Origin of the sequence: Streptomyces sp. NPDC102406, from assembly GCF_044765725.1 — a bacterium.
Classification (GTDB): domain Bacteria; phylum Actinomycetota; class Actinomycetes; order Streptomycetales; family Streptomycetaceae; genus Streptomyces.
This window is the reverse complement of sequence record NZ_JBIWKP010000002.1, coordinates 99,883-121,081: the sequence shown is the minus strand read 5'-3', so window position 1 is coordinate 121,081 and position 21,199 is coordinate 99,883. Positions and strand designations below refer to the sequence as shown.

At 71.1% G+C, this 21,199-nt stretch carries 17 protein-coding genes; 12 read left to right on the top strand and 5 right to left on the bottom strand.

Annotation, left to right across the window (positions count from 1 at the left end; translation table 11 throughout):
- Window positions 1–461 precede the first annotated feature (461 nt).
- The 10 genes from ACIRF8_RS09120 to ACIRF8_RS09075 all read left to right on the top strand — a co-directional run bounded on the left by ACIRF8_RS09120 (window position 462) and on the right by ACIRF8_RS09075 (window position 10,043).
- The gene (locus tag ACIRF8_RS09120) at window positions 462–1,244 is read left to right on the top strand and encodes a class I SAM-dependent methyltransferase (RefSeq protein WP_404212567.1); all 783 of its coding nucleotides are present in this window, start codon (window positions 462–464) and stop codon (window positions 1,242–1,244) included.
- A 13-nt stretch (window positions 1,245–1,257) separates the two neighbouring features.
- Window positions 1,258–1,971: a 7-carboxy-7-deazaguanine synthase QueE gene (locus ACIRF8_RS09115; protein ID WP_404212565.1), complete on the top strand. Its 714-nt coding sequence runs from the start codon at window positions 1,258–1,260 to the stop codon at window positions 1,969–1,971.
- Between the two features lie 38 nt (window positions 1,972–2,009).
- Window positions 2,010–2,372 (top strand): 6-pyruvoyl trahydropterin synthase family protein, encoded by a 363-nt coding sequence (locus tag ACIRF8_RS09110; RefSeq protein ID WP_404212564.1) that lies wholly within the window; start codon window positions 2,010–2,012, stop codon window positions 2,370–2,372.
- A 42-nt stretch (window positions 2,373–2,414) separates the two neighbouring features.
- Window positions 2,415–3,005, top strand: a complete 591-nt coding sequence (folE, locus tag ACIRF8_RS09105) for a GTP cyclohydrolase I (protein ID WP_404212562.1) — start codon at window positions 2,415–2,417, stop codon at window positions 3,003–3,005.
- Window positions 3,006–3,063: 58 nt separating this feature from the next.
- Window positions 3,064–4,044 carry an aspartyl/asparaginyl beta-hydroxylase domain-containing protein gene (locus ACIRF8_RS09100; RefSeq protein WP_404212560.1) on the top strand — a complete coding sequence of 327 codons (981 nt, stop codon included), beginning with the start codon at window positions 3,064–3,066 and terminating at the stop codon, window positions 4,042–4,044.
- A 92-nt stretch (window positions 4,045–4,136) separates the two neighbouring features.
- Window positions 4,137–4,826, top strand: coding sequence for a 7-cyano-7-deazaguanine synthase (locus ACIRF8_RS09095; protein WP_404212558.1), 690 nt, complete (start codon window positions 4,137–4,139; stop codon window positions 4,824–4,826).
- Window positions 4,823–5,848, top strand: coding sequence for an isopenicillin N synthase family dioxygenase (locus ACIRF8_RS09090; RefSeq protein ID WP_404212556.1), 1,026 nt, complete (start codon window positions 4,823–4,825; stop codon window positions 5,846–5,848). Before ACIRF8_RS09095 ends, ACIRF8_RS09090 begins: the two co-directional genes overlap by 4 nt.
- A gap of 103 nt (window positions 5,849–5,951) precedes the next feature.
- A complete protein-coding gene (locus ACIRF8_RS09085; RefSeq protein ID WP_404212554.1) occupies window positions 5,952–7,784 on the top strand; it encodes a BTAD domain-containing putative transcriptional regulator in 1,833 nt (610 codons plus the stop codon).
- 128 nt (window positions 7,785–7,912) lie between these two features.
- Window positions 7,913–9,184, top strand: a complete 1,272-nt coding sequence (locus ACIRF8_RS09080; RefSeq protein WP_404212553.1) for an ATP-grasp domain-containing protein — start codon at window positions 7,913–7,915, stop codon at window positions 9,182–9,184.
- A gap of 115 nt (window positions 9,185–9,299) precedes the next feature.
- Window positions 9,300–10,043 (top strand): 2OG-Fe dioxygenase family protein, encoded by a 744-nt coding sequence (locus ACIRF8_RS09075; RefSeq protein WP_404212551.1) that lies wholly within the window; start codon window positions 9,300–9,302, stop codon window positions 10,041–10,043.
- Window positions 10,044–10,106: 63 nt separating this feature from the next.
- On the opposite strand, the gene ACIRF8_RS09070 is transcribed toward ACIRF8_RS09075, so the two are convergent.
- A complete protein-coding gene (locus tag ACIRF8_RS09070) occupies window positions 10,107–11,255 on the bottom strand; it encodes a GNAT family N-acetyltransferase (protein ID WP_404212549.1) in 1,149 nt (382 codons plus the stop codon).
- 177 nt (window positions 11,256–11,432) lie between these two features.
- Here ACIRF8_RS09070 and ACIRF8_RS09065 point away from each other — a divergent pair, with 177 nt between their 5' ends.
- Entirely contained in the window at window positions 11,433–12,836 is a 1,404-nt protein-coding gene (locus ACIRF8_RS09065) for a hypothetical protein (RefSeq protein WP_404212547.1), read from the top strand.
- A 7-nt stretch (window positions 12,837–12,843) separates the two neighbouring features.
- On the top strand, window positions 12,844–14,187 hold the full coding sequence (locus tag ACIRF8_RS09060) for an MFS transporter (protein ID WP_404212545.1): 1,344 nt from the start codon (window positions 12,844–12,846) through the stop codon (window positions 14,185–14,187).
- Between the two features lie 68 nt (window positions 14,188–14,255).
- Here the strand turns inward: ACIRF8_RS09060 and ACIRF8_RS09055 are convergent, their stop codons facing one another.
- The 4 genes from ACIRF8_RS09055 to sbnB are packed head-to-tail and all read right to left on the bottom strand — an operon-like array spanning window position 14,256 to window position 21,176.
- Window positions 14,256–19,220 carry an amino acid adenylation domain-containing protein gene (locus ACIRF8_RS09055; protein ID WP_404212544.1) on the bottom strand — a complete coding sequence of 1,655 codons (4,965 nt, stop codon included), beginning with the start codon at window positions 19,218–19,220 and terminating at the stop codon, window positions 14,256–14,258.
- A 13-nt stretch (window positions 19,221–19,233) separates the two neighbouring features.
- Window positions 19,234–20,010: a thioesterase II family protein gene (locus ACIRF8_RS09050; RefSeq protein ID WP_404212542.1), complete on the bottom strand. Its 777-nt coding sequence runs from the start codon at window positions 20,008–20,010 to the stop codon at window positions 19,234–19,236.
- Window positions 19,968–20,177 carry an MbtH family protein gene (locus tag ACIRF8_RS09045; protein ID WP_404212540.1) on the bottom strand — a complete coding sequence of 70 codons (210 nt, stop codon included), beginning with the start codon at window positions 20,175–20,177 and terminating at the stop codon, window positions 19,968–19,970. Before ACIRF8_RS09045 ends, ACIRF8_RS09050 begins: the two co-directional genes overlap by 43 nt.
- Before the next feature lie 3 nt (window positions 20,178–20,180).
- Entirely contained in the window at window positions 20,181–21,176 is a 996-nt protein-coding gene (gene sbnB / locus ACIRF8_RS09040; protein WP_404214232.1) for a 2,3-diaminopropionate biosynthesis protein SbnB, read from the bottom strand.
- Window positions 21,177–21,199: the final 23 nt, after the last annotated feature.

The following is a 21,199-nucleotide window of genomic DNA, read 5'->3' as shown; positions in this document are numbered from 1 at the left end:
CCTGCGGCGCTCAGAGCGTCCTGCTGCGTTCCGGAAGAGCCAGGGGCACTCTGCTGCACGCCGACAGCACCCACGGCCAGCATGGCGATGAATCCCGAAGCAGCCAGAAACTTCTTGACGGCCATCTCAGTTCCGCTCCCTTTGCACGATCTTGCACGTTCGACCCCCGTCGTACGAGGCAAGCATCCACCGGGCGCCCATCGCGGCCGCATGCTCGCGCTATCACCGCCCTATCCCGCCCCCAACGCCGGCGGACATGTGCCGTGATGCCTCTCCGATAGGGCGGCATCGGAGATTGGGTTCTGCCAAACCTCGGCGCCCCCCAGGGGGACGGCCCTCAAGGAGTGGTTCGAAATGACAGCCATAGAACATGTCAGTGAATTCACTCGGACAAGGAGGCGACCGCCCCGTGTATGGCGGGAGTTCTCCTCCCCTGTGACTCACGGGAGGGTGCACGCCCGATGACGATGGACGCGAAGTTCTACTCCCGGGTGGCCGAGCGTTTCGGCGGCTACTTCAGCGATGCGCGGAGCACCGACGTATTTCCCGACGGCCGTCCGGACGACGTCTTCGACGAACTGGTGGCCGCGCTGGGAACCCCGCAGGCCCGGTTGCTGGATGTCGGCTGTGCCGACGGGCGCCGGCTGTTGCGGAACTCACCCGCCTACGCTGCCGTGACCGGCATCGATCTGTCGCCGTCGATGCTGGAGGTGGCCGAGCGGTACCGGCAGGAAGCAGGTCTGTCACACGTCGCCTTCGAACTGTGCGACGCGGCGCACACCGGACTGCCCGACGGATCCGCCGACGTGGTCACGTCCCGCCGCGGCCCGCTGATCGCCGACGAGTTCGAGCGAGTGCTCCGCCCGGGTGGAGCCGTGGTGTACATGGGCATCGGGGAGCAGGACGCGCGGGAGCTGAAGGAGACGTTCGGGCGCGGCCAGGACTTCGGCAGTTGGCACGGTCTGCCCCTGGCGGAGCGGGTCGCGCGGGAACTGTCGGACGCGGGCTTCGTCGTGACGAGAAGCCAGGCGTTCAGGTTCGAGGAGTTCTACCACTCGCCCGGCGACCTGGACACGTTCCTGCAACAGGTGCCGATCCTCGAGGACTACGACCCGGCGGCCGACAGGCAGGCCTTCGAGCGATACGTCGCCGCGGCGACCGTGGACCAGCGCGTCCGGCTGCGTCGGCACTGGTTCATCGTGCAGGCGCAGAAGCCGGCGTCCGGCACTCCGTCCGACTCCTAGGAAGCGGTGCGCCATGGGGCAGGATCTTGTAGTCAACGAAATCTTCGGTCCGACCGTCCAGGGCGAGGGCCGGTCCATGGGACGCAGGTGCGCGTTCCTGCGGCTCGGCGGGTGCAATCTGTCGTGCTCCTGGTGCGACACGCCCTACACGTGGGACTGGACCGGGGCCGGCGACACCGGAGTCGCCCACGATCCGCGCGAGGAACTGCACCGGCGCCCGGTCGATGACGTCCTGGCGGAACTGCTGGGCTTCGGGACCGACCTCATCGTGATCTCCGGCGGTGAGCCGCTGGGGCAGCAGGAGCGACTCGTCCCGCTGGTGGCGGCACTGACCGCCCACGGCAGAGAGATCGAGATCGAGACGAACGGGACGCATGCCGCGCACCCCGAACTCGTCGCCGCCGGGGTCCGGTTCAACGTCTCGCCGAAGCTGTCGCACTCGGGCGACCCGCTGCGACGCCGGATCGTCCCCGCCGCGCTCACCAGCCTTTCGGCGCTGCCGAGCAGCAGCTTCAAGTTCGTCTGTCAGAACAACCGTGATCTCGACGAGGTGGCCGAACTGGTCGAGACCTTCGACCTGGCCTCGGTGTGGATCATGCCGATCGGGCGGACCGCCGCCGACGTCAACAAACACATGGGCGAGCTGGCCGACGCGGTGGTGGAGCGCGGCTGGAACCTGACGACCCGACTGCACACCTTGTTGTGGGACGACACGCGCGGCGTATGAGCGACAGCGCGCGCAGAGGAAGAACGGAACCTGGATCGATGACCTTTCGCATCACGAAGAAGTTCGAATTCTCGGCCAGTCATCAGCTCGACGGGCTCGCTCCCGAGCATCAGTGCGCCCGTCTGCACGGACACAACTACGTGATCGAGCTGGAGCTCGGGGCCGAGGACGCGGACCTGTTGCCGGTGGGCTTCGTCCGCGACTACGGAGACCTGTCCGCCTTCAAGCTGTGGCTCGACAGCCACCTGGACCATCGGCATCTGAACGATGTGATGGACGACAACCCGACGGCTGAGCACATGGCCGCCTGGGTCTACAGGACCTGGTCGATGGAGTTCCCCGAACTGACCGGTGTGCGTGTCTCGGAGACGCCCAAGACATGGGCCGAGTACCGGCCGTGACCTGCATCATCCCGAAATCCCGAAGTCAGAAGAGGTGACCGCATGACGGTGACAAAACTGGACCGCGTCGCTGACCCGTCGGCGCCGGCGACCGCCGAGGACCCGCTGGCCGGACTCGCCCGCCGACTGCTGGAAGAGATCGGCGAGGACCCGGACCGGGACGGTCTGCGCGACACACCCGCGCGCTTCGCCCGCTGGTGGCGCGAGTTCATCGACTACGAACCGGGCTCCCTCGGTACGCTCTTCGAGTCCATCGGCACCAGCCAGCTCGTCGTCGTCTCGGACATCCAGGTCTGGTCGCTCTGCGAGCACCATCTCCTGCCGTTCAACTGCTCCGTGACCATCGCCTACCGGCCGACGGGGCAACTGCTCGGCCTGTCGAAGTTCGCCCGCGTCGCCCATCAGTACGCGCACCGGCTGCAGGTCCAGGAGCGCCTCGTGGACCAGATCGCGCTGGAGATCAGCACCCTGAGCGGCACCCAGGACGTCGCGGTCATCGCCAAGGGCGAGCACCTGTGCATGTCGATGCGTGGCATCAAGGCCGCCGCACAGATGACGTCGACCGCCTATCGCGGCGCGTTCGGCACGGAACCGGGGTTGCGGAGCGAGCTGTTCGACCTGCTGCGGGTATGACCGCCGCAGCTCTCGGCAGCACCCAGCAACGCCGTCCCCGTGCCATGGAAGGACAACGATGAACGCGCAAGAGTCCTCGACACCCGCGGAAGCGGTGCGCCTGCTCCCCACACTGGACGCCGACCGGCTGCTGGCCGACCTCATGACGGCTCGCGACCATCTGTGGGACGAGCAGAGCTCGTACACGAACGGGCGTGTGTCCAGGTGGGCCGAGCAGGACTGGCGGTGCCTCGCGGTGCGCAGCCCGGGCGGCGACAAGACCCGTACCGATCCGGGCGGCCCGGGCAGTGTGGAGTTCGCCGACACCGAGTGGCTGGACCACATGCCGTATGTGCGCGAGACGCTGCGCTCGATACCCGGCCCCCTCTACGCGGCCCGGTTCATGGATCTGGGACCCGGAGTGATCGGCTACCCCCACTGCGACCCCAAGTTCGCCCCGGACTGGGGCATGGCCCGGCTGCACATGCCGGTCATCACCCAGGAGGAGGCCTCGCTCGACCTCGACGGAGTGATCCACCGCTGGCAGCCCGGTGAGTTTTGGTTCGGCGACTTCAGCCGCAGACACCAGATCCAGAACGTCGGTACCGAACACCGGGTCCATCTCGTCGTGGACGTGCTGGTCACCCCGGAACTCGCGGAGCTGTTCCCCGCGGAGTGGGCCGACTACTTCAACGGATCGGACGTGCTCTACAACCGCCCGGCCGTGGCCACGACCGAGGCGGAGCGCAAGGCGGCACGGTGTTCGTTCGAGGCACCGGAACACCTGTTGGAGATCGAGGTGTTCGGGTCGCTCGTCGGCCCGCAACCGCGGGTGTCGTTCAGCATCGAGGACACCAGCAGGGGCCTGGCCGTCCGCTCCCCCCAGGACCACCTCTTCCCGCTGGAGGCGACCGGCGAGGGCCGGTACAGGCTGGTCGGCTGGAGCGACGAGCGCACCTTGACGACGAAGCTCGACGGCGCGCGGCCCGAGGTCGAGCTGACGTACCGCAAGGGCGACCGAGTGGACTGGCTGACCGTCCCCGCCACGCCGGCGGCGTGACGATCGGTCCCGCACCCGCCGCTTCCCCGGTGGCGCGTCGCGCACCGCTGCCCCGCACCCTTAACCCCCCTTCGTTAGCCGGAAGGCGACGTATGCCGAAGACTGTCGCGATCGTGTCCGGAGGCCTGGACTCGGTCACCATGGCCTACCACCTCCACGAGCAAGGACACACCCTCCACCTGCTGTCCGTGAACTACGGCCAGCGCCATCTGATCGAGCACGAGTTCGCCGCGAAGGCGGCGCTACGGCTCGGGGCGCCGCACGACGTCGTCGACCTCAGCCGCGTCGGCAGGCTGCTGAGCGGATCCTCGCTCACCGACCCGACCGTCGACGTGCCCGACCACGGGACCGTGACGTCCGGCGGAAGCCCGAACGTCGTGCCCAACCGCAATGCCCTCCTGCTGTCCGTCGCCTTCGCGGTCGCCGTCGCCCAGCAGGCGGAGGCGGTCGCCGTCGGCGTCGTCGACGACCTCCAGGCCGCGCCCGACAGCAACGCCGCGTTCATCGACTCCTTCCTCGCCATGGAACGGATCGCGACCCGCGGCTACGCACACCCGGACCTGACCCTGATCGCGCCCCTGGTCAGGCTCCGCAAGAGCGATGTGGTGTCGCTCGGCGAGAAGCTCGGCGTCCCCTGGACCGAGACGTGGAGCTGCTTCAGGGGCGGGGCCGAGCAGTGCGGGCGGTGCGCCGCGTGCAGGGAGCGGCAGGAAGCGTTCCGGGACGCCGGCGTGAGCGACCCGACGAACTACCGGACCAGCGATGAGCAGGAGTTGACATGACCGACCGCTTGCCCGTGCTCGACCTTCGTGACGCCGCCGGTTCGGCACAGACGCGCGCGGAGTTCCTGGACCGGCTGCGCCGGGCCATCCACGAGGTCGGTTTCTTCCAGCTCGTCGGCCACGGCGTCGAGGACGCCGACGACATGCTCGAACTGGCCCGCCGGTTCTTCGCCCTGCCCGAGCCCGACCGGCTCGCGCTGAACATCCTCGACTCGCCCCTGTTCCGCGGGTACTCCGAACTCGGTCGCGAACACACCAAGGGCATTCCCGACCAGCGCAGGCAGCTCGACATCGGGCCGGAGCAGCCCGCGCGCGCCCCCGCGCCCGACGACCCCGCCTACCGGTGCCTGATCGGCCCGAACGAGTGGCCGAAGGCGATGCCGGAGCTGCGCCCGGCCATCGAGTCCTGGATCACCCGGCTGACCGCGCTGTCCCATCAGTTGCTGCGGCTGATGCTCGAATCGCTCGACGCCCCCGCCGGGTTCCTGGACGACGTGGTCGACCCCGACCCCCAGATCCATCTCAAGCTCCTGCACTACCCCGGCCCCACGGGGACGAGCGAGGACACGGGGGCCGGACAGGGCACCGGCATCCACAACGACCTCGGGCTCCTGACACTTCTCGTCCAGGACGACAACGGCGGCCTCCAGGTAGCGGTCGAGGAGGACCGGTTCATCGACGTGCCGGTGATCCCCGGGGCGTTCGTGGTCAACCTCGGAGAACTGCTGGAGGTGGCGACGAGAGGCTACGTACGGGCCACGCTCCACCGGGTGGTCCGGCCCGCCCCCGGCGTCGACAGGTACTCCATCCCCTTCTTCTTCAACCCCCGTCTCGACGCCACGATGCAACCGCTGCCGAGCCCCTACGTCGAGGGCGCCGACGGTGTCATCGACGTCGCGGGCAACCCACTGTTCGCCCTGTACGGCGACAACGTGATGAAGGGGCTGATCCGTTCCTTCCCCGACATCGTGGCCCGCCACCACCCCGATCTGGCCACCACGACCGGCTCCAGGAGCTCCTGACCCGGGGCCGAGCACTCCGCACCGCCGGCCCGGACCGGGCCGCGCGGTGACGCCTCCACCTGGCCCGACGGGGACCGAACGATCATGAAGCAGGGCGAATCTCATGAGAATCAACCTTCTGGGGCCGCTGCAGGCCTACGGGGACGATGACCGCGTCGACATGGCGCCGGCCGCCCAGAAAGTACGTCAGACACTGGCGATGCTCGTGCTGAACGCGGGCCGGGTGGTCCCCTTCGGTGACCTCATGGACGAGCTGTGGAAGAGCGACCCGCCCGCCAGCGCACACACCGCGCTGCAGACGTACGTGTACCAGCTCAGGAAGCGGTTCTCGCTGGGCAATCCACGGCGCGGCGGCGCGGTGCGGGCGGCCGGACCCCTGCTGGGCACGGTCGACGGCGGCTACCAGTTGTCGCTGCCCGCCGACGACGTGGATGTCTTCCGGTGCGAGCCGCTGCTCGCCCGTGCCCGCGCCGAGTTCGCCAAGGAGGACTTCGCACGGGCCCGCGAGACGGCCGACGAGGCGCTGCGGATGTGGCGCGACGACGCCCTGGTGGATGTGCGCAAGGGGCCCGTGCTGCAGGCCGAGGCGGACCGCCTGCGGGAGGCGCGCACGAGCGCCCACCACCTGCGGATCGAAGCCGATCTGCACCTGGGCCGGCACCACGAGGTGTTCGGCGAGCTCTCGGTGCTGGCCGGTCGGGAGCCGACGGACGAGCGGGCCCAGGGCAACCTGATGACGGCCCTCTACCGCATGGACCGCCGAGTGGAGGCCCTCCAGGTCTACCGCCGGGCCCGCGAGCGGATCGCCGCCGAGCTGGGTCTCGACCCCTCGCCCCAGCTCCAGGCCCTGCACACGGCCATGCTCGCCTCCGACGAGGCGCTGCTGCGCCCCGCCGGCCGGCTCACCGCGGTGACCGTCGGAAGGCGGGCGCCCCGCCATCTGCCCGCCCCGCGGGAGCGGCTGACCGGACGCGCCGACCAACTGGCGCGCGTCACCGCGGTCCTGGCCGGGCAGGGACGCCAGGACCGGCCGGTCGTGATCGTGGGCGGCGCCCCCGGCACGGGCAAGAGCGAGCTGTGCCTGCACGCCGCGCACAAGGCGAGCGGCCACTACCCCGACGGGCGGCTCTACGCGCGCCTTCGGGAGGGCGCCGGGCGGCGGGTGCCGCCCGGCGAGATCCTCCGCTCGTTCCTGCGCGGACTCGGCGCGGCCGAGGAGGAGCTGCGGCTGAGCACGACCGACCTGAGCCTGTTGTTCCGTACCTGGACCGCCGACCTCCGGGTCCTGGTGGTGCTCGACGACGTGTGCGACGTGGGGGACCTGACGCCGCTCCTGCCGTCCGGCGCGGGCTGCGGCGTGCTGATCGGCAGCCGCCAGCGACTGTTCGTCTCCTCATCGGCCGCCCACGTCGAACTGAGCGGACTCTCCTTCGACGACTCGCTGCATCTGCTGGAGTCCTCCGTGCCCAGACATCGCATCACGATGGACCCGGAAGGGCTGCGCCGGCTGACCCGGCTCTGCCGTGGCCTGCCGGGCGCGCTCTTCGCGCTCGCCGCGCAGTTGCGCCGCCGCCCGCACTGGACGGCCCGCCAGGCCACCGCCTGGGCCCTGGCCTCGGGCGACACCGACAGCGATCCGCTGGGGGTACGGGCCGGCCTCGACCGCACGCTCGCGACGCTGCCCGCCGACCTGCGGCCCCTGGTCCACGCACTGCTGTCGCCCGGTGTTCCCGACCGGCTCACACCGGCGCTCGGCGCGGCGGTCATGGGGATCAGCGACCAGCAGGCCGAGGACCTGCTGGAGGAACTGGCGGAGAGATACCTCATGCGCGCACAGCACGCAGGTGTGGACGGCCGGTTCTCCTACGCATGGGAGCCGGGGATCCGTCAGTTGGCGGCGCGGCTGAGCAGCGCACCTGCCATGTGCTCCGCCTGACCCCGACGGTCACGGCCCCACACCCGCTCGACCCTACGCGCCCCTCCCCGGGCCGATCAGAGGACTCGGCCACGCCCAGGGCGCACGGCCGGGCCCGCCCACGCAACCCACACCTTGGAGAACCGTTCATGTCCCAGCGACCGAAGCTCGTCCTCGTCGGCCAGCTCTCCACGTACCCGTGGGTGTTCGAGGCGGCCGAGCGGGCCGAGATCGACCTGATCCTCATTCCCCGGGGGGACGACACGGTGGAGTCCGCCGGGCGGCCCGACGCGGTCGTCGAGGTGCTGCCGCTGGACGTCGACGACCACCCCGACGACGCGCTGGACGCGCTCGTCGAGCGCCATCGGCGGGAGCCCTTCGACGGCATCATGGCGGGCAACGAGAGAGTCGTGCCGTTCGTGGCGCGCGCCGCCCGGGAACTGGGCCTCACCGGCCTGACCGAGGAGGCCGCGGCCGTGGTGCGCGACAAGCGCCGCATGCGCCGGCTCCTGCTGGAGTCGGGGCTCGGCGTGCCCGGCTTCGTCGTCATCAAGGAGCCGGACGGCTGGGACGAGGCGCTGACCCTGCGGTTCCCTCTCGTGGTCAAGCCGTCGAACGGTCACTCCAGCCTCGCGGTGATCCGCGTGGACGACGCGGCCGGCCTCGAACAGGCCGTGGCCCGCACCTGGAAGCTGATCGAGACGCACCACCTGGGAGCGACCGAAGGACCGGACAGCGAGACCGGCGTGCTGGTCGAGGAGTACCTGGACGGCCCGGAACTCTCCGCCGAATCCCTCGTGCACCACGGGCAGGTGCGCGTCTGCGCCGTCAGTTGGAAGGGGGAGCTGGCGGGGCCCTACTTCGAGGAGACCACGCTGCGGGCCCCCGCCCAACTGCCGGCCGAGATTCTCGACGCGATCGAGGCGGAGGTGATCGCAGCCCACCACGCCTTCGGCGTCACCGAAGGCAGCATGCACACCGAACTGCGGCTGGTCGGCGGGGTGCGCCCGGTGCTCCTGGAGATGGCCGCGCGCCTCGGCGGCGGCGGCAACATGCACCACCTCGTCCACGTCAGCAGCGGCATCGACCTGGCCGCCGAGGCGCTGCGTGTCCACCTCGGCCACGAGCCGCTCTGCTGGACCGAGGAACCGGTCCCGGGTGGCCACGCGGCCTGCTACCTGGTACCGATCGGCGACGGCGGACGCGTCAAGGAGATCCACGGCCTGGACGTGGTGCGCGCCGATCCGCACGTGGACTACGTGGTGCGGACCGCGGGCCCCGGCGCGGAGCTGCTTCCCTACCCGGACTGGTCGGGCAACCCGGCGGTCGTGCTCTCCCACCACACGTCGGACGCGGCGGCGAAGGCCTTCCTCGACCACCTCGGCCGGACACTGCGCGTCGAGTACGAGGAGCGGGACTGAGGACGCGCCAGAAGCCATCGGGTGTGACCGCACCGCCGGTCGCACCCGCCATCAACCGCACCCGCACGACCGGAGACGCCGGTCTGCCGGGACATTCGTGCAGAGGGGAAAGACCATGACCGACACCGTCACCACGTCGAGCGCCGGGCAGCAGTTCCGCGACGGCGTGCCCACTTTCCTGGACCAGGTCCGCCGCGACGGCTTCGTCGTCATGCGCCGACAGGAACTCGCCGGACTCGTCCGCGACACCGACCTCGAAGAACTCCGCGGCGCTTTCGAGAACCTGCCGGTCGACACCCAGACCGACGGCGTCGACGTGTACCGCGAGCGCCGCTACGGCCGCCTGCGCGTCGACGTCGAGGGTGACACCGTCTCCCTGGAGGTCCTGCCCAACGCCGTCTTCCGCCAGGACGCCATCCCGCTCTGGAGGGGCAAGGACCGCGTCTTCGAGCCGGTCTCCGAAGAGGTGCTGCTCAGCGGCGGAATCCGCGCCCTGGTCGAGTTCGACGCCCGGATGGCGACCGCCGCCGACGGGAACACCTCCTGGCAGGTCGGGGTCCACCTGGTCCGTGTCGTCGCCCGCGTCGGCGCCGACGGCCTGCCCACTCCCGAGGGCCGCCACCGTGACGGCCACTCCTTCGTCGGCCTGCACCTGATGCGCCGTGACGGCGTCAGCGGAGGGCTGTCCACCATCCATCCCAACGACGGCAGCCACCCGGTGCGGACGACCCTGCTCCAGCCGCTCGACTCCGTGTTCTTCGACGACGACATGATCACCCACGAGGTCTCACCCGTCGTCCCCGACGGCGTCTCGGGCGTACGGGACATGCTCCAGATCGACTTCAACCCGGCGGTCTGAGCCCGTGTGCGGCGGCAGATGATCGTAGATGGCCGACACCCGCCGCCCGGCGGCACATGGCTCTCAGCAGTACGGCTCCCAGAGCTCGTACTCCAGGGCCCCGGAAATGGCGGGGGAGGAGTCGCGCAGGCGGGTCAGCAGGGCGCGGTTGTGCGCGCGGATCTCGTCGTCGTACCCGGCCAACGGGCTGTCCTCGGTCAGGTCGAGGAGCCACAGCGGCCGCAGTGTCGCGCCCCGCAGCGCCTTGCCCTCCGCGGTCTCGGTGCCCGCGTGCAGTCGGCGAACTCCCGGGAGCCGCGCCGCCATGTAGTACGTGAGGTTGAAGTACTCGGCGGCCGAGACGAGCCGCTCGTGGTCGAGACCGAGCGCCCGCAGGTACACGGTGTCACCGCAGCGGTAGTACATGCAGAAGCCGACGGGCTCCTCACCGGAGCGCGAGCACAGCACCACCTGGGCACGCGCACCGGCGAGTTCGCCCTGCCGCCGGAAGGACTCGGCCATCGGTGCGACGTCGACGGCCCTGCCGTAGCGCAGGAACGACCGGGCCAGCAGCCGGGCCACGTCCTGCCAGGACTCGGTGAGGGTCCGGTGCTCCAGCACGTATCCGGCTCTCTCGAACTTCCGTATCTCGCTGCGGATCCGACGGGCCCGGTGCGCCGACAGCGAGTCCAGCCAGGCAGGGAAACCGCCGGGCGGAATCTCGATCCAGGCGTCGGTCTTCAGGGCGACCGGCGTGGTACGCACCCCGGCCGCGCGCAGGGTCGTCACGTCCGCGGTGGTCAGGTACATCGCCACGCGGGCGAACTTCGCCCCCGCGTGCAGGGGCGAGCGCACCGCCCGGACCGCGTCGACGACCTCGGCGGCCGCCTCGACGCGGTCGGCTCCGTCGCTGGTCAGCAGGTGCGCCAGATAACCGCGGCGCTGGCCGATGAGCAGACCGCCCGGTTCGGGCGCCGGCAGACCGCGCGCGGTGAGCATGTCGTGCCAGCGCAGGTCCGGGGTGGGTTCGTCGGTCACGGCCGCCACCGGGACCGCGGCGCGATCGCCGGCCGGGGTCGTCACGTGCACCGCGCCCGAGACCCCGCCGGGATCGAGGGCGCACACGCGCAGCCACAGCGCCGACGAGTAGAACCTGTCGTCGGCGAGCCGGTTCCACTCGGTGTCGCCGAGGCCGCCGATGGCGTCGGCGAAAGTGTCCGTCGTGGCCGTCATGACACGCCTCCCATAATCTGATCTCGAATTCATGGATCCTAACGCGCAATTCCTTTGTCCGCAGGGGGCGTTGTGTGGCAATTGAGTCGCAATCTAGTCGCCTCTCCAGACGGGGTGGAAGAGTGGCTTCCGTGGGTCCGAGGACCCGGACGCGATCGAGGCAGGAGTGGAGAATTCATGTCGGCGGAGCGGGTAACAGCCCACTACAACGAGGAGTTCCGTACCCCGGGCAGTGACCTGCCCCGGGTCGCCGAGCACATCAGGCAATTTCCCACGCTCGCGCCCTGGCACGGCGAATACCTGGGCAGACCCCTCTTCGTCGCCGAACGAGAGCTGCGTGCGTTCGCCGACGATCTGCAGCAATTGGTCGACATGATCTTCTCGTTGCCGGACCGGATGTTCGGCGGCGATCTGGACCGGTTCCGGGCGGTGCTCGGCATCGACGACGGACGCTGGGAAGCGATTCGGTGTTTCGAAGACATGCTGCCGCCCTATTTCGGCCGCGCCGACATGTATCACGACGGCACTTCCTTCAAACTCCTGGAAACCAATCTGGGCAGCGAATCCGGCGGTTGGGCCCTCGCGAGTGAGATGTCCAAGGCGGCGATGGAGGTCGACGCCTTCGCCGATTTCGCGCGCCGCAACCGGCTCGCCTACGTGCATCCCCTTCACGCCGTGGTGGAGTCCCTACGAAACTTCGGGGCCCAGGTCGCACCCGACCGCGAGCCCGTGGTGGCCGTGCTGGAGTGGCGCGACGGGATGAAGGACTACGGCGAGCTCTGGCTCAACTTCCAGTCCGCACTGCGCTCGGCGGGCCTCGACATCCTGCTCGGCGAGGTCTCGGACGTGCACGAGCGTGACGGGGCGCTCCATCTCGGGGACGCGAGGATCGACGTGGTCTACCGCGCCTTCGTCCCGGACCAGATCGCCGAGGAGCCCGGCGGATGGGAGCTGGCCGCGCCGCTGCTGCGTGCGCACCGGGCCGGCCGCACGCTGACCTGGACCCCCCTGTCCAGCAACGTGTTCGCCAACAAGGCCTGCATGGCGCTGCTCTCGGACCCCGTACGGCGACGGAACTTCAGCGAGGACGAGTGCCGGGTGATCGACCGGGTGCTGCCCTGGACCCGGCTGATCGACACCGAGGTGCTGAAGACGGACACCGGCCTCGTCGACGAATGCCTGGCGCGCCGAGAGCAGTTGATCCTCAAGGTCAACGGGCGGGGCGGCGGGGTCGGCGTCGTGGTGGGCTGGGAGACGGACGACGCCGCTTGGCGGCGCGCCCTGGAGGAACTCGCGGTCGAAGGATGTGTCGTCCAGCAGCGGGTGGTCCCGCGCACCGAACTCGTGGTGGACCCGGTCTCCGGGAAGACCGAGGAGTGGCAGGCGGCCTACGGCATGTTCTACACCCCGCAGGGGTGCGCGGGTGCCTACGCCAAGGTGGTGCCTGCCGGCTCGGGCGGCGTCATCTCCGTAGCGGCACACGCCAAGGCGCGCAGCGCCGCCGTCTTCCATCAGTGCGAACGACCCGCCTGGGGCGAGGTCCCCGCCGTGGGCGAGGCGTCCAGCACCACGGTGAAGTAGGGACGACATGCCGCGTACCTCTCACGCGCCCTCGGCACGGCGGCGGATCCGGACGGCATGGGGCCTGCCCGACCTCACGGGCCAGGGCCGCTTCGTCTCGGCCAACCTGATCGACGCTCTGGGCAACGGGCTTGTGGGGGCGTTCACCCTCGTCTTCTTCGTGAAAACGACGTCGCTGTCACTGGTCGCCATCGGCGCTGCGCTGACCGTCGGCCAACTGCTCGCCCTGCCCGTCCCGCTCGTCCTCGGGCGCCTGCTGGACAGCTTCGGTCCGCGCACCGTGGTCGCTGTGGGCAACTGGATCTCGGTGGCCGGATTCATCGGGTTCCTGTTCTCGCACGCCGCCTGGCAGATCGTGGTGTGGCAGTTCGTCGTGCAACTGGGCTCCACCGCCTTCTGGATGGGCAGCAGCCCGCTGACGGTGCTGGTCGCCCGGGGTGTCGAGCAGTCCCGCTGGTTCGGCTTCGTCCGAGCGCTGCGCAATGTCGGCGTGGGTTTCGGCGGCGCCGTCTCCGCGGTGGCCCTGAGCATCGGGACCGTCACCGGCCTCCAGGCGATCATGGTGGTGAACGTGGTCACCTTCGCCGTGGCGGGCTGGCTCGTGCTCACCCTGCCGGGAGCGGACCCGGGCGACGCCATGGACGCCACGGACGCCACGGACGCCAGGGACAAGGTGCGTGAGACCGTTGCCCCGCCCCCGGGCGGCTACCGCACCGTCCTGAAGGACCTCCGCTATCTGCGGCTGGTCGCGACGAACATCTCCTTCGTCTTCTCCTCCACGGTGATCGCGGTGCTCCTCGCCGTCTACGTCGCGGACAACCTCGATGTCGGCTCATGGGTCGTCGGCGTGCTCGTCGTGCTGAACACGGCCATGGTCGCGCTGCTCCAGACCCTCGCCAGCCGATGGACCGAGACGCGCGGACCGGTGACGGTGCTGGTGTGGGCCCTGATGCTCAACGTGGCGGCGTTCGCCGTCTTCGGCTCACTGCTCGCGCTGTCCGGCTGGGCGGTGATCGCAGGACTGGTGATCGCGATGGTGTGCTACACCGTGAGCGAGATCCTCAGCTCACCGCCGATCAGCGAACTGAGCGTCGTGATGGCGCCCGACCATCTGCGCGGTCGCTACCTGGGCGTCTACCAGATGTCCTGGTCGGTCGGGACCGCCCTCGCGCCGGCGCTGCTCACCGCGCTGCTGGAGGGCGGCGCGGCGCTGCCCTGGGTCTTCCTCGCCGCGCTCAGCGTGCTGTCCGTCCCGGTCGTGCTCGGGCTCGACGAGCGGTCGGCTGCCACCCACGAGACCGCACCGGATCAAGGGCGCGTGGAGCAGCTCGACGGCGATCCGACCGGCTGAGGGCCGACGGGCAGCACGGAGCGGCGTCGACCATGTCGACGCCGCTCCGTGCTGCCCACCGTTCCCGCTCAGGGCCGAGTGTCCTTTTCCACGGCCTCTTCGAGCGCCTGGGCCAGTCCTGCCACCGTCGGGTGGCGGAAGACCAGGACCGGTGAGACACGGCGTCCGAGCCGCTCACCGAGACGGCCCGCGATCGTGGCGAGCGTCAACGAGGTGCCGCCGACGTCGAAGAGGCCGTCCTGCGGCCCGAAGCCGTCCTCGACACCCAGACACTCCCGCCACACCTCGGCCACGAGGAGCTGTCCCGCGGTGAGGGCCTGGCGCGCCGCCGGATCGGGGTCGGGGTCGGACGCCGGGCGCGGGTCGGGCAGTGCGGGCCGGTCGACCTTGCCGTTCGGGCTGAGAGGAATCTCGTCGATCACGGTGTAGCTCTGCGGCAGCATGTACGGCGGCAGACGGTCCGCCAGGTGGGCGCGGAGCTGTGCGGGGTCCGGCGCCGGCCGGTCGGGGCGTGCAAGGATCAGATAGGCCGCCAGCCGGTCATCGCCGGTGTCGGCACGGCGTACGGCCACCACGCAGTCGGCCACGGCGGGGTGGCTCTGGAGCGCGGACTCGATCTCGCCGAGCTCGATACGGAAGCCGCGCACCTTGACCTGGTGGTCGTTGCGGCCGAGGAAGACCAGGTTGCCGTCGGGCAGCAGCCGTACGACGTCACCGGTGGCGTACATCCGGGCGCCGGGCTCGGTGGCGTACGGGTCGGGCAGGTACGCCGCGGCGGTGCGGGCGGGTCTGCCGAGATAGCCGCGGCCGACCGCTTTGCCGCCGACGTACAGCTCGCCGCGGCAGCCGGGGGCGACCGGGCGCAGCCGCGCGTCCAGCACGTACAGGCGCGCGTTGTCGGTGGCGCGGCCGAAGGGGACGCTCGGGAGGTGCCCGTGCCGGTCGAGCAGTTCGTCGGTGAGGGGGCAGAACCCGGAGGTGACGGTGGCCTCGGTGGGCCCGTACTCGTTGAACACCTGGCAGCCGGGCGCGGTGGCGGCCAGGATCCGGCGGGCCACCTCGTGCGGCACGGCCTCGGCGCCGGTGAACACCAGGCGTACAGAGGCGAGTCGGGCAGCGGCGTCCGTGCCCGACTCCAGCAGGACCCGCATCTGTGACGGGGTCGCGTTGAGGGTGGTGATGCGGCGCTCGGCGACCTCGCGCAGGAACTCCTCGGGGTCGTAGGCGGCGGTGGGGCTCGCCAGGTGCAGCTCGGCGCCGGAGACCAGGCACTGGAAGATCTCCCAGACCGAGTTGTCGAACGCCACCGAGTGGTTGAGCAGTGCCCGGTCGTGCCGGTCGAGCCGGCACAGCCGCTGGTTCCACTCCAGGAAGCCGGTGATGTTGGCGTGGGTGATCGCGACGCCTTTGGGGTTGCCGGTGGAGCCGGATGTGTAGATGACGTAGGCGAGGTGGTGCGGTTGCGCTTCCTCGGCCCGCGCCGGGTCGGCGACGTCGCAGCCCTGGGGTTCCTGATCCACCGCCACGAGCCGTACGGCGTCGCCGAACAGGGCGGAGGCGGGGTGCCGCGGGTCCGCGACGACCAGGCGTACGCCCGAGTCGGCCAGCAGGTACCGGAGGCGGTCGGCGGGGTGGTTCGGATCGAGCGGAACGTAGGCGCCGCCCGCCTTCAGGACGCCCAGCAGGGCGACCACCAGGGACACCGAGCGCTCCAGGCAGACGCCGACGAGGCTTTCGGGGCGTACGCCGCGGTCCCGCAGCTCGCGCGCGAGGGCCGAGGCCCGCGCGTCGGTCTCGGCGAACGTCAGCGACGTGTCGTCGCCGACGACACAGGTGGCGTCCGGGGTGGCCCGCACCTGGCGGTCCCAGAGGCGGACCAGGGTGGCCGGTTCGGACAGTGGCCCGGGCCGGTCGCCCCCGGAGAGGGCGCGGAGCTCAGCGGCGGAGACGATCTCCAGCTCGGAGAGCCGGTCCGTGACGCCGGACACCATCTGCTCGACGACCCGCAGATAGTGCCGGCCGAAGCCGTGGACGAAGTCCGCGTCGAACAGGTCGGTGGCGTACTCGACGGAGACACTGAGGTGACCGGCGCCCGCGGCGTGGTCCGTCACGTCGAGGGCGAGGTCGAAGCGCGCGGTACCGAGGCGTCCCTCCAGCTCCTTGCGGTCGTACAGCTCGGTGATTCCTGCGGCCCGCTGCTCCTCGTGCAGGGCGAACAGCACTTGGAAGAGAGGGTTGCGGCTCAGGTCGCGCTCCGGGCTCACCTCGGCGACCAGCTTCTCGAAGGGCAGCTCCTGGTGCGCGTACGCCTGCTGTGCCACCTCGCGGACCCGGCCCAGGAGTGCGCGCCAGGTCGGATCGCCCGTGAGGTCGGTGCGCAGGACGACGGTGTTCACGAAGTAGCCGACCACGTCGTCCAGTTCCGGGCGCGGCCGCCCGCCTGCCAGGGTGCCGACGGCGACATCGCTCTCTTCGGCGTAGCGGCCGAGCAGCACCTGCAAGGGGGCCAGCAGGCCCATGAACAGGGTGACCCCCTCGGCCCGGCAGAGCGTGCGCAGGCGGTCCGCCAGGCCGGCGGGGACGTGCAGCATCTCCCGGCGGCCGCGGTGGCCGGCGACGGCCGGTCGGGGACGGCTGGTCGGCAGCTCCAGGACCGGCACACCGGACAGCCGGGTTCTCCAGTGGTCGAGCAGCCGCTCCAGCTCGGCGCCGGTGAGCCGCTCGCGCTGCCAGGCCGCGTAGTCGGCGTACGTCACGGCGGGCGGCGCCGCGGCGGGGCGACGGCCCTCGGTCAACTCCGCGTAGAGATGGCTTAGTTCCCGCACCATGAGGTCGATCGAGGCACCGTCGCAAGCGATGTGATGGACCGTCAGTAGAGTCACGTCGCGGCTCGGCGTTGACAGGACGTCCGCGCGCAGCAGGGGCGGGCGGTTGAGGGCGAAGGGGGCGCGGATCCGCTCGGTCATGACCGCGTCCAGGTCCTCCTCGGCGACCTCGGTGCGCGCCAGGGGGACGGGCCCTGGCTCGTGCGGTTCGGGGCGGGCCCGGCCGGCCACGTCGACGACGGCCGTGCGCAGCGCCGGGTGGCGGCGCACCAGCACGGACAGGCAGTCCTGGAGCCGCGTCAGGTCGACGCGGCCACCGGGCAGGCCCAGGGCGACGGGCAGGTGGTAGGCGGGCGCCCCGGGGTTCATCTGCTCGAAGAACCAGATCCGCTCCTGGCCGAAGGAGAGCGTGGCCGTCGTGGCCGCCGGGATCGGCTCGTCGGCGGCGGGCGCCGAGCTGTCCAGGGCGGCGGCCAGCGCGGCGGGCGTCGGATGCGCGAAAAGCGACTGCACATCGACCGACAGGCCCAGCTCCGTACGCAGCCGGGCCACGATCCGAACCGCGGTGAGCGACTGTCCGCCCAGGCCGAAGAAGTCGTCGTACGGGGAGACGTCGTCCAGGCCGAGCGCCTCGGCCCACACCCGGCGGACCACCGCGGTGTGCGGGGGCGGCGCAGCCTCCTCGGGCACCGGCCCGCTCGCCCGGACCGGGCCGTACGGGATCCGCCGCGCGGCGTCGCGGTCGGCCTTGCCCGCCGGGGTGCGGGGGAGGGCGTCGAGCACCGCGTAGCCCTGGGCCACCAGGGCGGCGGGCAACCGCTGTGCGAGGTGGTCGCGGACGTCGCGGGGCAGGTCCGCGGAGTCGTCCCGCGCGCCGGGCACGGGGACGAGGCAGGCCACCAGCCGGTCGCCGCCCACGGCCTGGCGGTCGACGACGACCACCGCGTCCGCGACGAGGGGGTGGCTGCGCACACAGGCCTCGATCTCACCGAGCTCGATGCGGACGCCGCGCACCTTGACCTGGTGGTCGGTGCGTCCCAGCACCTCCAGCGTGCCGTCGGTGGACCACCGGGCGAGGTCGCCGGTGCGATACAGGCGCCCGGGGGCGTCCCCGAACGGGTCGGGGACGAACCGGTCGGCGGTCAGGGCGGGCCGGTCGAGATAGCCGCGGGCCACTCCGTCGCCGCCGATCCACAGCTCACCGACGGCCCCCGGGCCGACCTCGTGCCCGTCCTCGTCGACGACGTGCAGGCGGGTGTCGGACAGGGCCGTACCGACGCCGATCCGGTCGGCCACGGTGTCGATGCGGGCGGCGGTGGCCCACACGGTCGCCTCGGTCGGCCCGTACAGATTCCACAGGGTGCCGCCGGTCGCCAGGAGATCGCGGGCCAGTTGCGGATCGAGCGGCTCGCCGCCCGACAGCAGGACGCGGCCGTGCCCGTCCGTCCAGCCGGACGCCAGCAGAAGCCGCCAGGTGGTGGGAGTCGCCTGGACGACGTCGATCCGCGCGTCGGTGAGCGTGGCGGCCAGCAGTTCCGGGTCGGTGTTGGCGGCGGGCGGCGCCATCACCACCGTCGCTCCCCGGGTCAGCGGCAGGAACAGTTCCAGGACGGAGATGTCGAACGACAGCGGGGTCAGGGCGAGCACGCGGTCGTCCGCCGTGAGGCCGGGGCGCTCGGCCGCGCTGCGCAGGAACGAGGCGAGCGCCCTATGGTCGACGGCCACCCCCTTGGGCAGCCCGGTCGACCCGGAGGTGTAGATGACGTACGCGAGGTCGTGCGGACGCACCGTGTGGGCCGGCGGCGGGGACGGCCGCGCGGGCAGGTCCTCGACCAGCAGGACGTCGGCCGCGCCGGACGCCAGGGCCTGCGCACGCCGGTCCGCGTCGCACACCCACACCTCGGCCCCCGAGTCGGCGGCCATGTACCGCAGCCGCTCGGCGGGGTAGCCCGGGTCGAGCGGCAGATACGCGGCGCCCGACCTCAGGATGCCGAGCAGGGCCACGACCATCTCGACCGACCGGCCGAGACAGACACCGACCAGACTCTCCGCTCCGACGCCGCGGGTCCGCAGCTCGGCACAGAGCGCCGCGGACCGGCGGTCCACCTCGGCGTAGGTGGCGCGGTCCGCTCCCGCGACGACGGCGAGTGCGTCGGGTGTCGCGGCCGCCTGCCGCTCCCAGAGTGCGACCAGGGTGCTCGGCGCCATGAACGATCCTTTCTCAGCCCTGTACAGGGAAGGCGCGCGTGATCGTCTCCGCCAGTTGCGGTTCCGCGCCGCGCACATACAAGTGGGGAGCACCCGGGAACAGGTGCGTTTCGAAGCCGGCCGAGGTGTGCTCGCGCCAGCCGGCCAGCTCCGCCTCGGTGACGCTCTCGTCGTCGGAGCCGGCCAGCACGGTCAGCGGGCACGGCAGGGGCGCCTCGGCACGGGACAGATATGTCTCGCACAGCGTCAGGTCCGCCCGCAGGATCGGCAGCAACAACTCCTGCAACTCCGGGTCCACACCGGCGAACTCGGCCGTGGCGAGCAACTCGGCGTCCGGCAGTGCGTGCCGCGGTTCGCGGTCCGGCAGTCCGGGGGCCCGCATGCCCGACAGGAACAGCCGCTCGGGCAGCGGTGTGCCGAGGGCCCGCAGCCGCCGGGCCGTCTCGAAGGAGAGCAGGGCCCCCATGCTGTGCCCGAAGAAGGCGTACGGCAGGTCGGTGTGGCCCGCGACGAGCGGCGCGAGCGTGGCCACGGCCTCGTCCAGGGACGTCAGGGCCGGCTCGGCGAAGCGTCCCTCCCGTCCGGGCAGCCGGACCGTGCAGACCTCGACGCTGTCGGGCAGATACGCCGCCAGCCGGTAGGCAGAGGCGCCCGCTCCGGCGTGCGGGAAGACGAACAGGCGTCGGCCGGCGGTGCCTCCCCGGCTGCCCAGGCCACGCAGCCAGGCCGTGGCGGGAGCGGTGGCCGTCATCGTGCCGCCCGTACGGAACGCGGCGTCAGGTCGGTCCACACCCGCTCTATGTGGTCCAGGCACTCCTGGCGGGTGCCCTGCACACCCGTGGCGGACCAGCCGACGGGCAGGGCGCGCTCGGCGAACCAGACGGAGTACTGCTCCTCGTCGTTCAGCACGACGACATACCGGTCCTCGGCGGGGCGCGGGGCTGATGAGGTGCTCATACGTCAGACACCCACCCCGGCGAAGAAACCGCTCGCACGGTAGCCCCCGCCCGTGGCGACGACCCGGTCGTGCACCCACTTCCCGACGGCGAGGTCGAGGACGCCGAGTCCGAACGGGGAGAAGATCGCGGCTCGCCCCTGGTCCCGGCGCAGCCGCTCGCACAGGAGGTCGGCAAGGGTGCCGTCGACGAAGTCACGGTTGCCTGTGCGCTGTTCGGTCAGGTGGAGCGAGGTGCGCTCACGTACGGCGTGGTCGATGTCGTCGGTGAAGTTCTGGGCGGCGAGGATCATGTCGGGGCCGAGGTCGCGCAGTGACAGGTGCAGAACCACCGGGTTGTGGGCCAGCAGCCGCGGGTCGTGCAGGTGCGGCTCACCGGCGACGGTGGTCAGCACGACCACGTCGCAGTCGGTGAACGCCTCCTCCACCTTGTCGGCGATCACGAGCTCGGCCTCGGTGTCCTTGGCCACGGCGGCGGCGAAGCGGTGCGCCGCGGCCGGGTCGAGGTCGAAGAGCCGGAAGGCGTCGATCTCCCAGTCGAGATCACGCAGGAACCGCCATACGTGCTGCGCGATCAGCCCCGTACCGACGATGCCGACACGGCGGGCCCGGCGCGCGCCGAGCAGCGTCTGCGCGCCGAGCACCGCGGAGGCCGCGGTCCGCGTCGCCGAGACGATGGAGGACTCCATGCAGGCGAACGGGTAACCGGTGACGCAGTCGTTGAGGATTAGCGTGGCTGACGCGCGGGGGATCCCGTGCCGCGTGTTGTCCGGAAAGCTGGCGATCCACTTGTTGCCGGCGACCTCGAACGCGCCGCCCAGGTAGGCCGGCAGCGAGATGATGCGCGACCGTTCCTGGTGCGGGAAGCGCAGGAACGAGCTGTGGGGGTTCGCGCTCTCACCGGCGTCGTGCGTGAGGTAGGCGGCACGGACGACCTCGACGAGCTCCGCACGGTGGCGGTCCGTCTCGGCGGCGATGTCGCCCGCACCGATCACGGTCATGGGCGGCGGGGCCAGGCTGGACA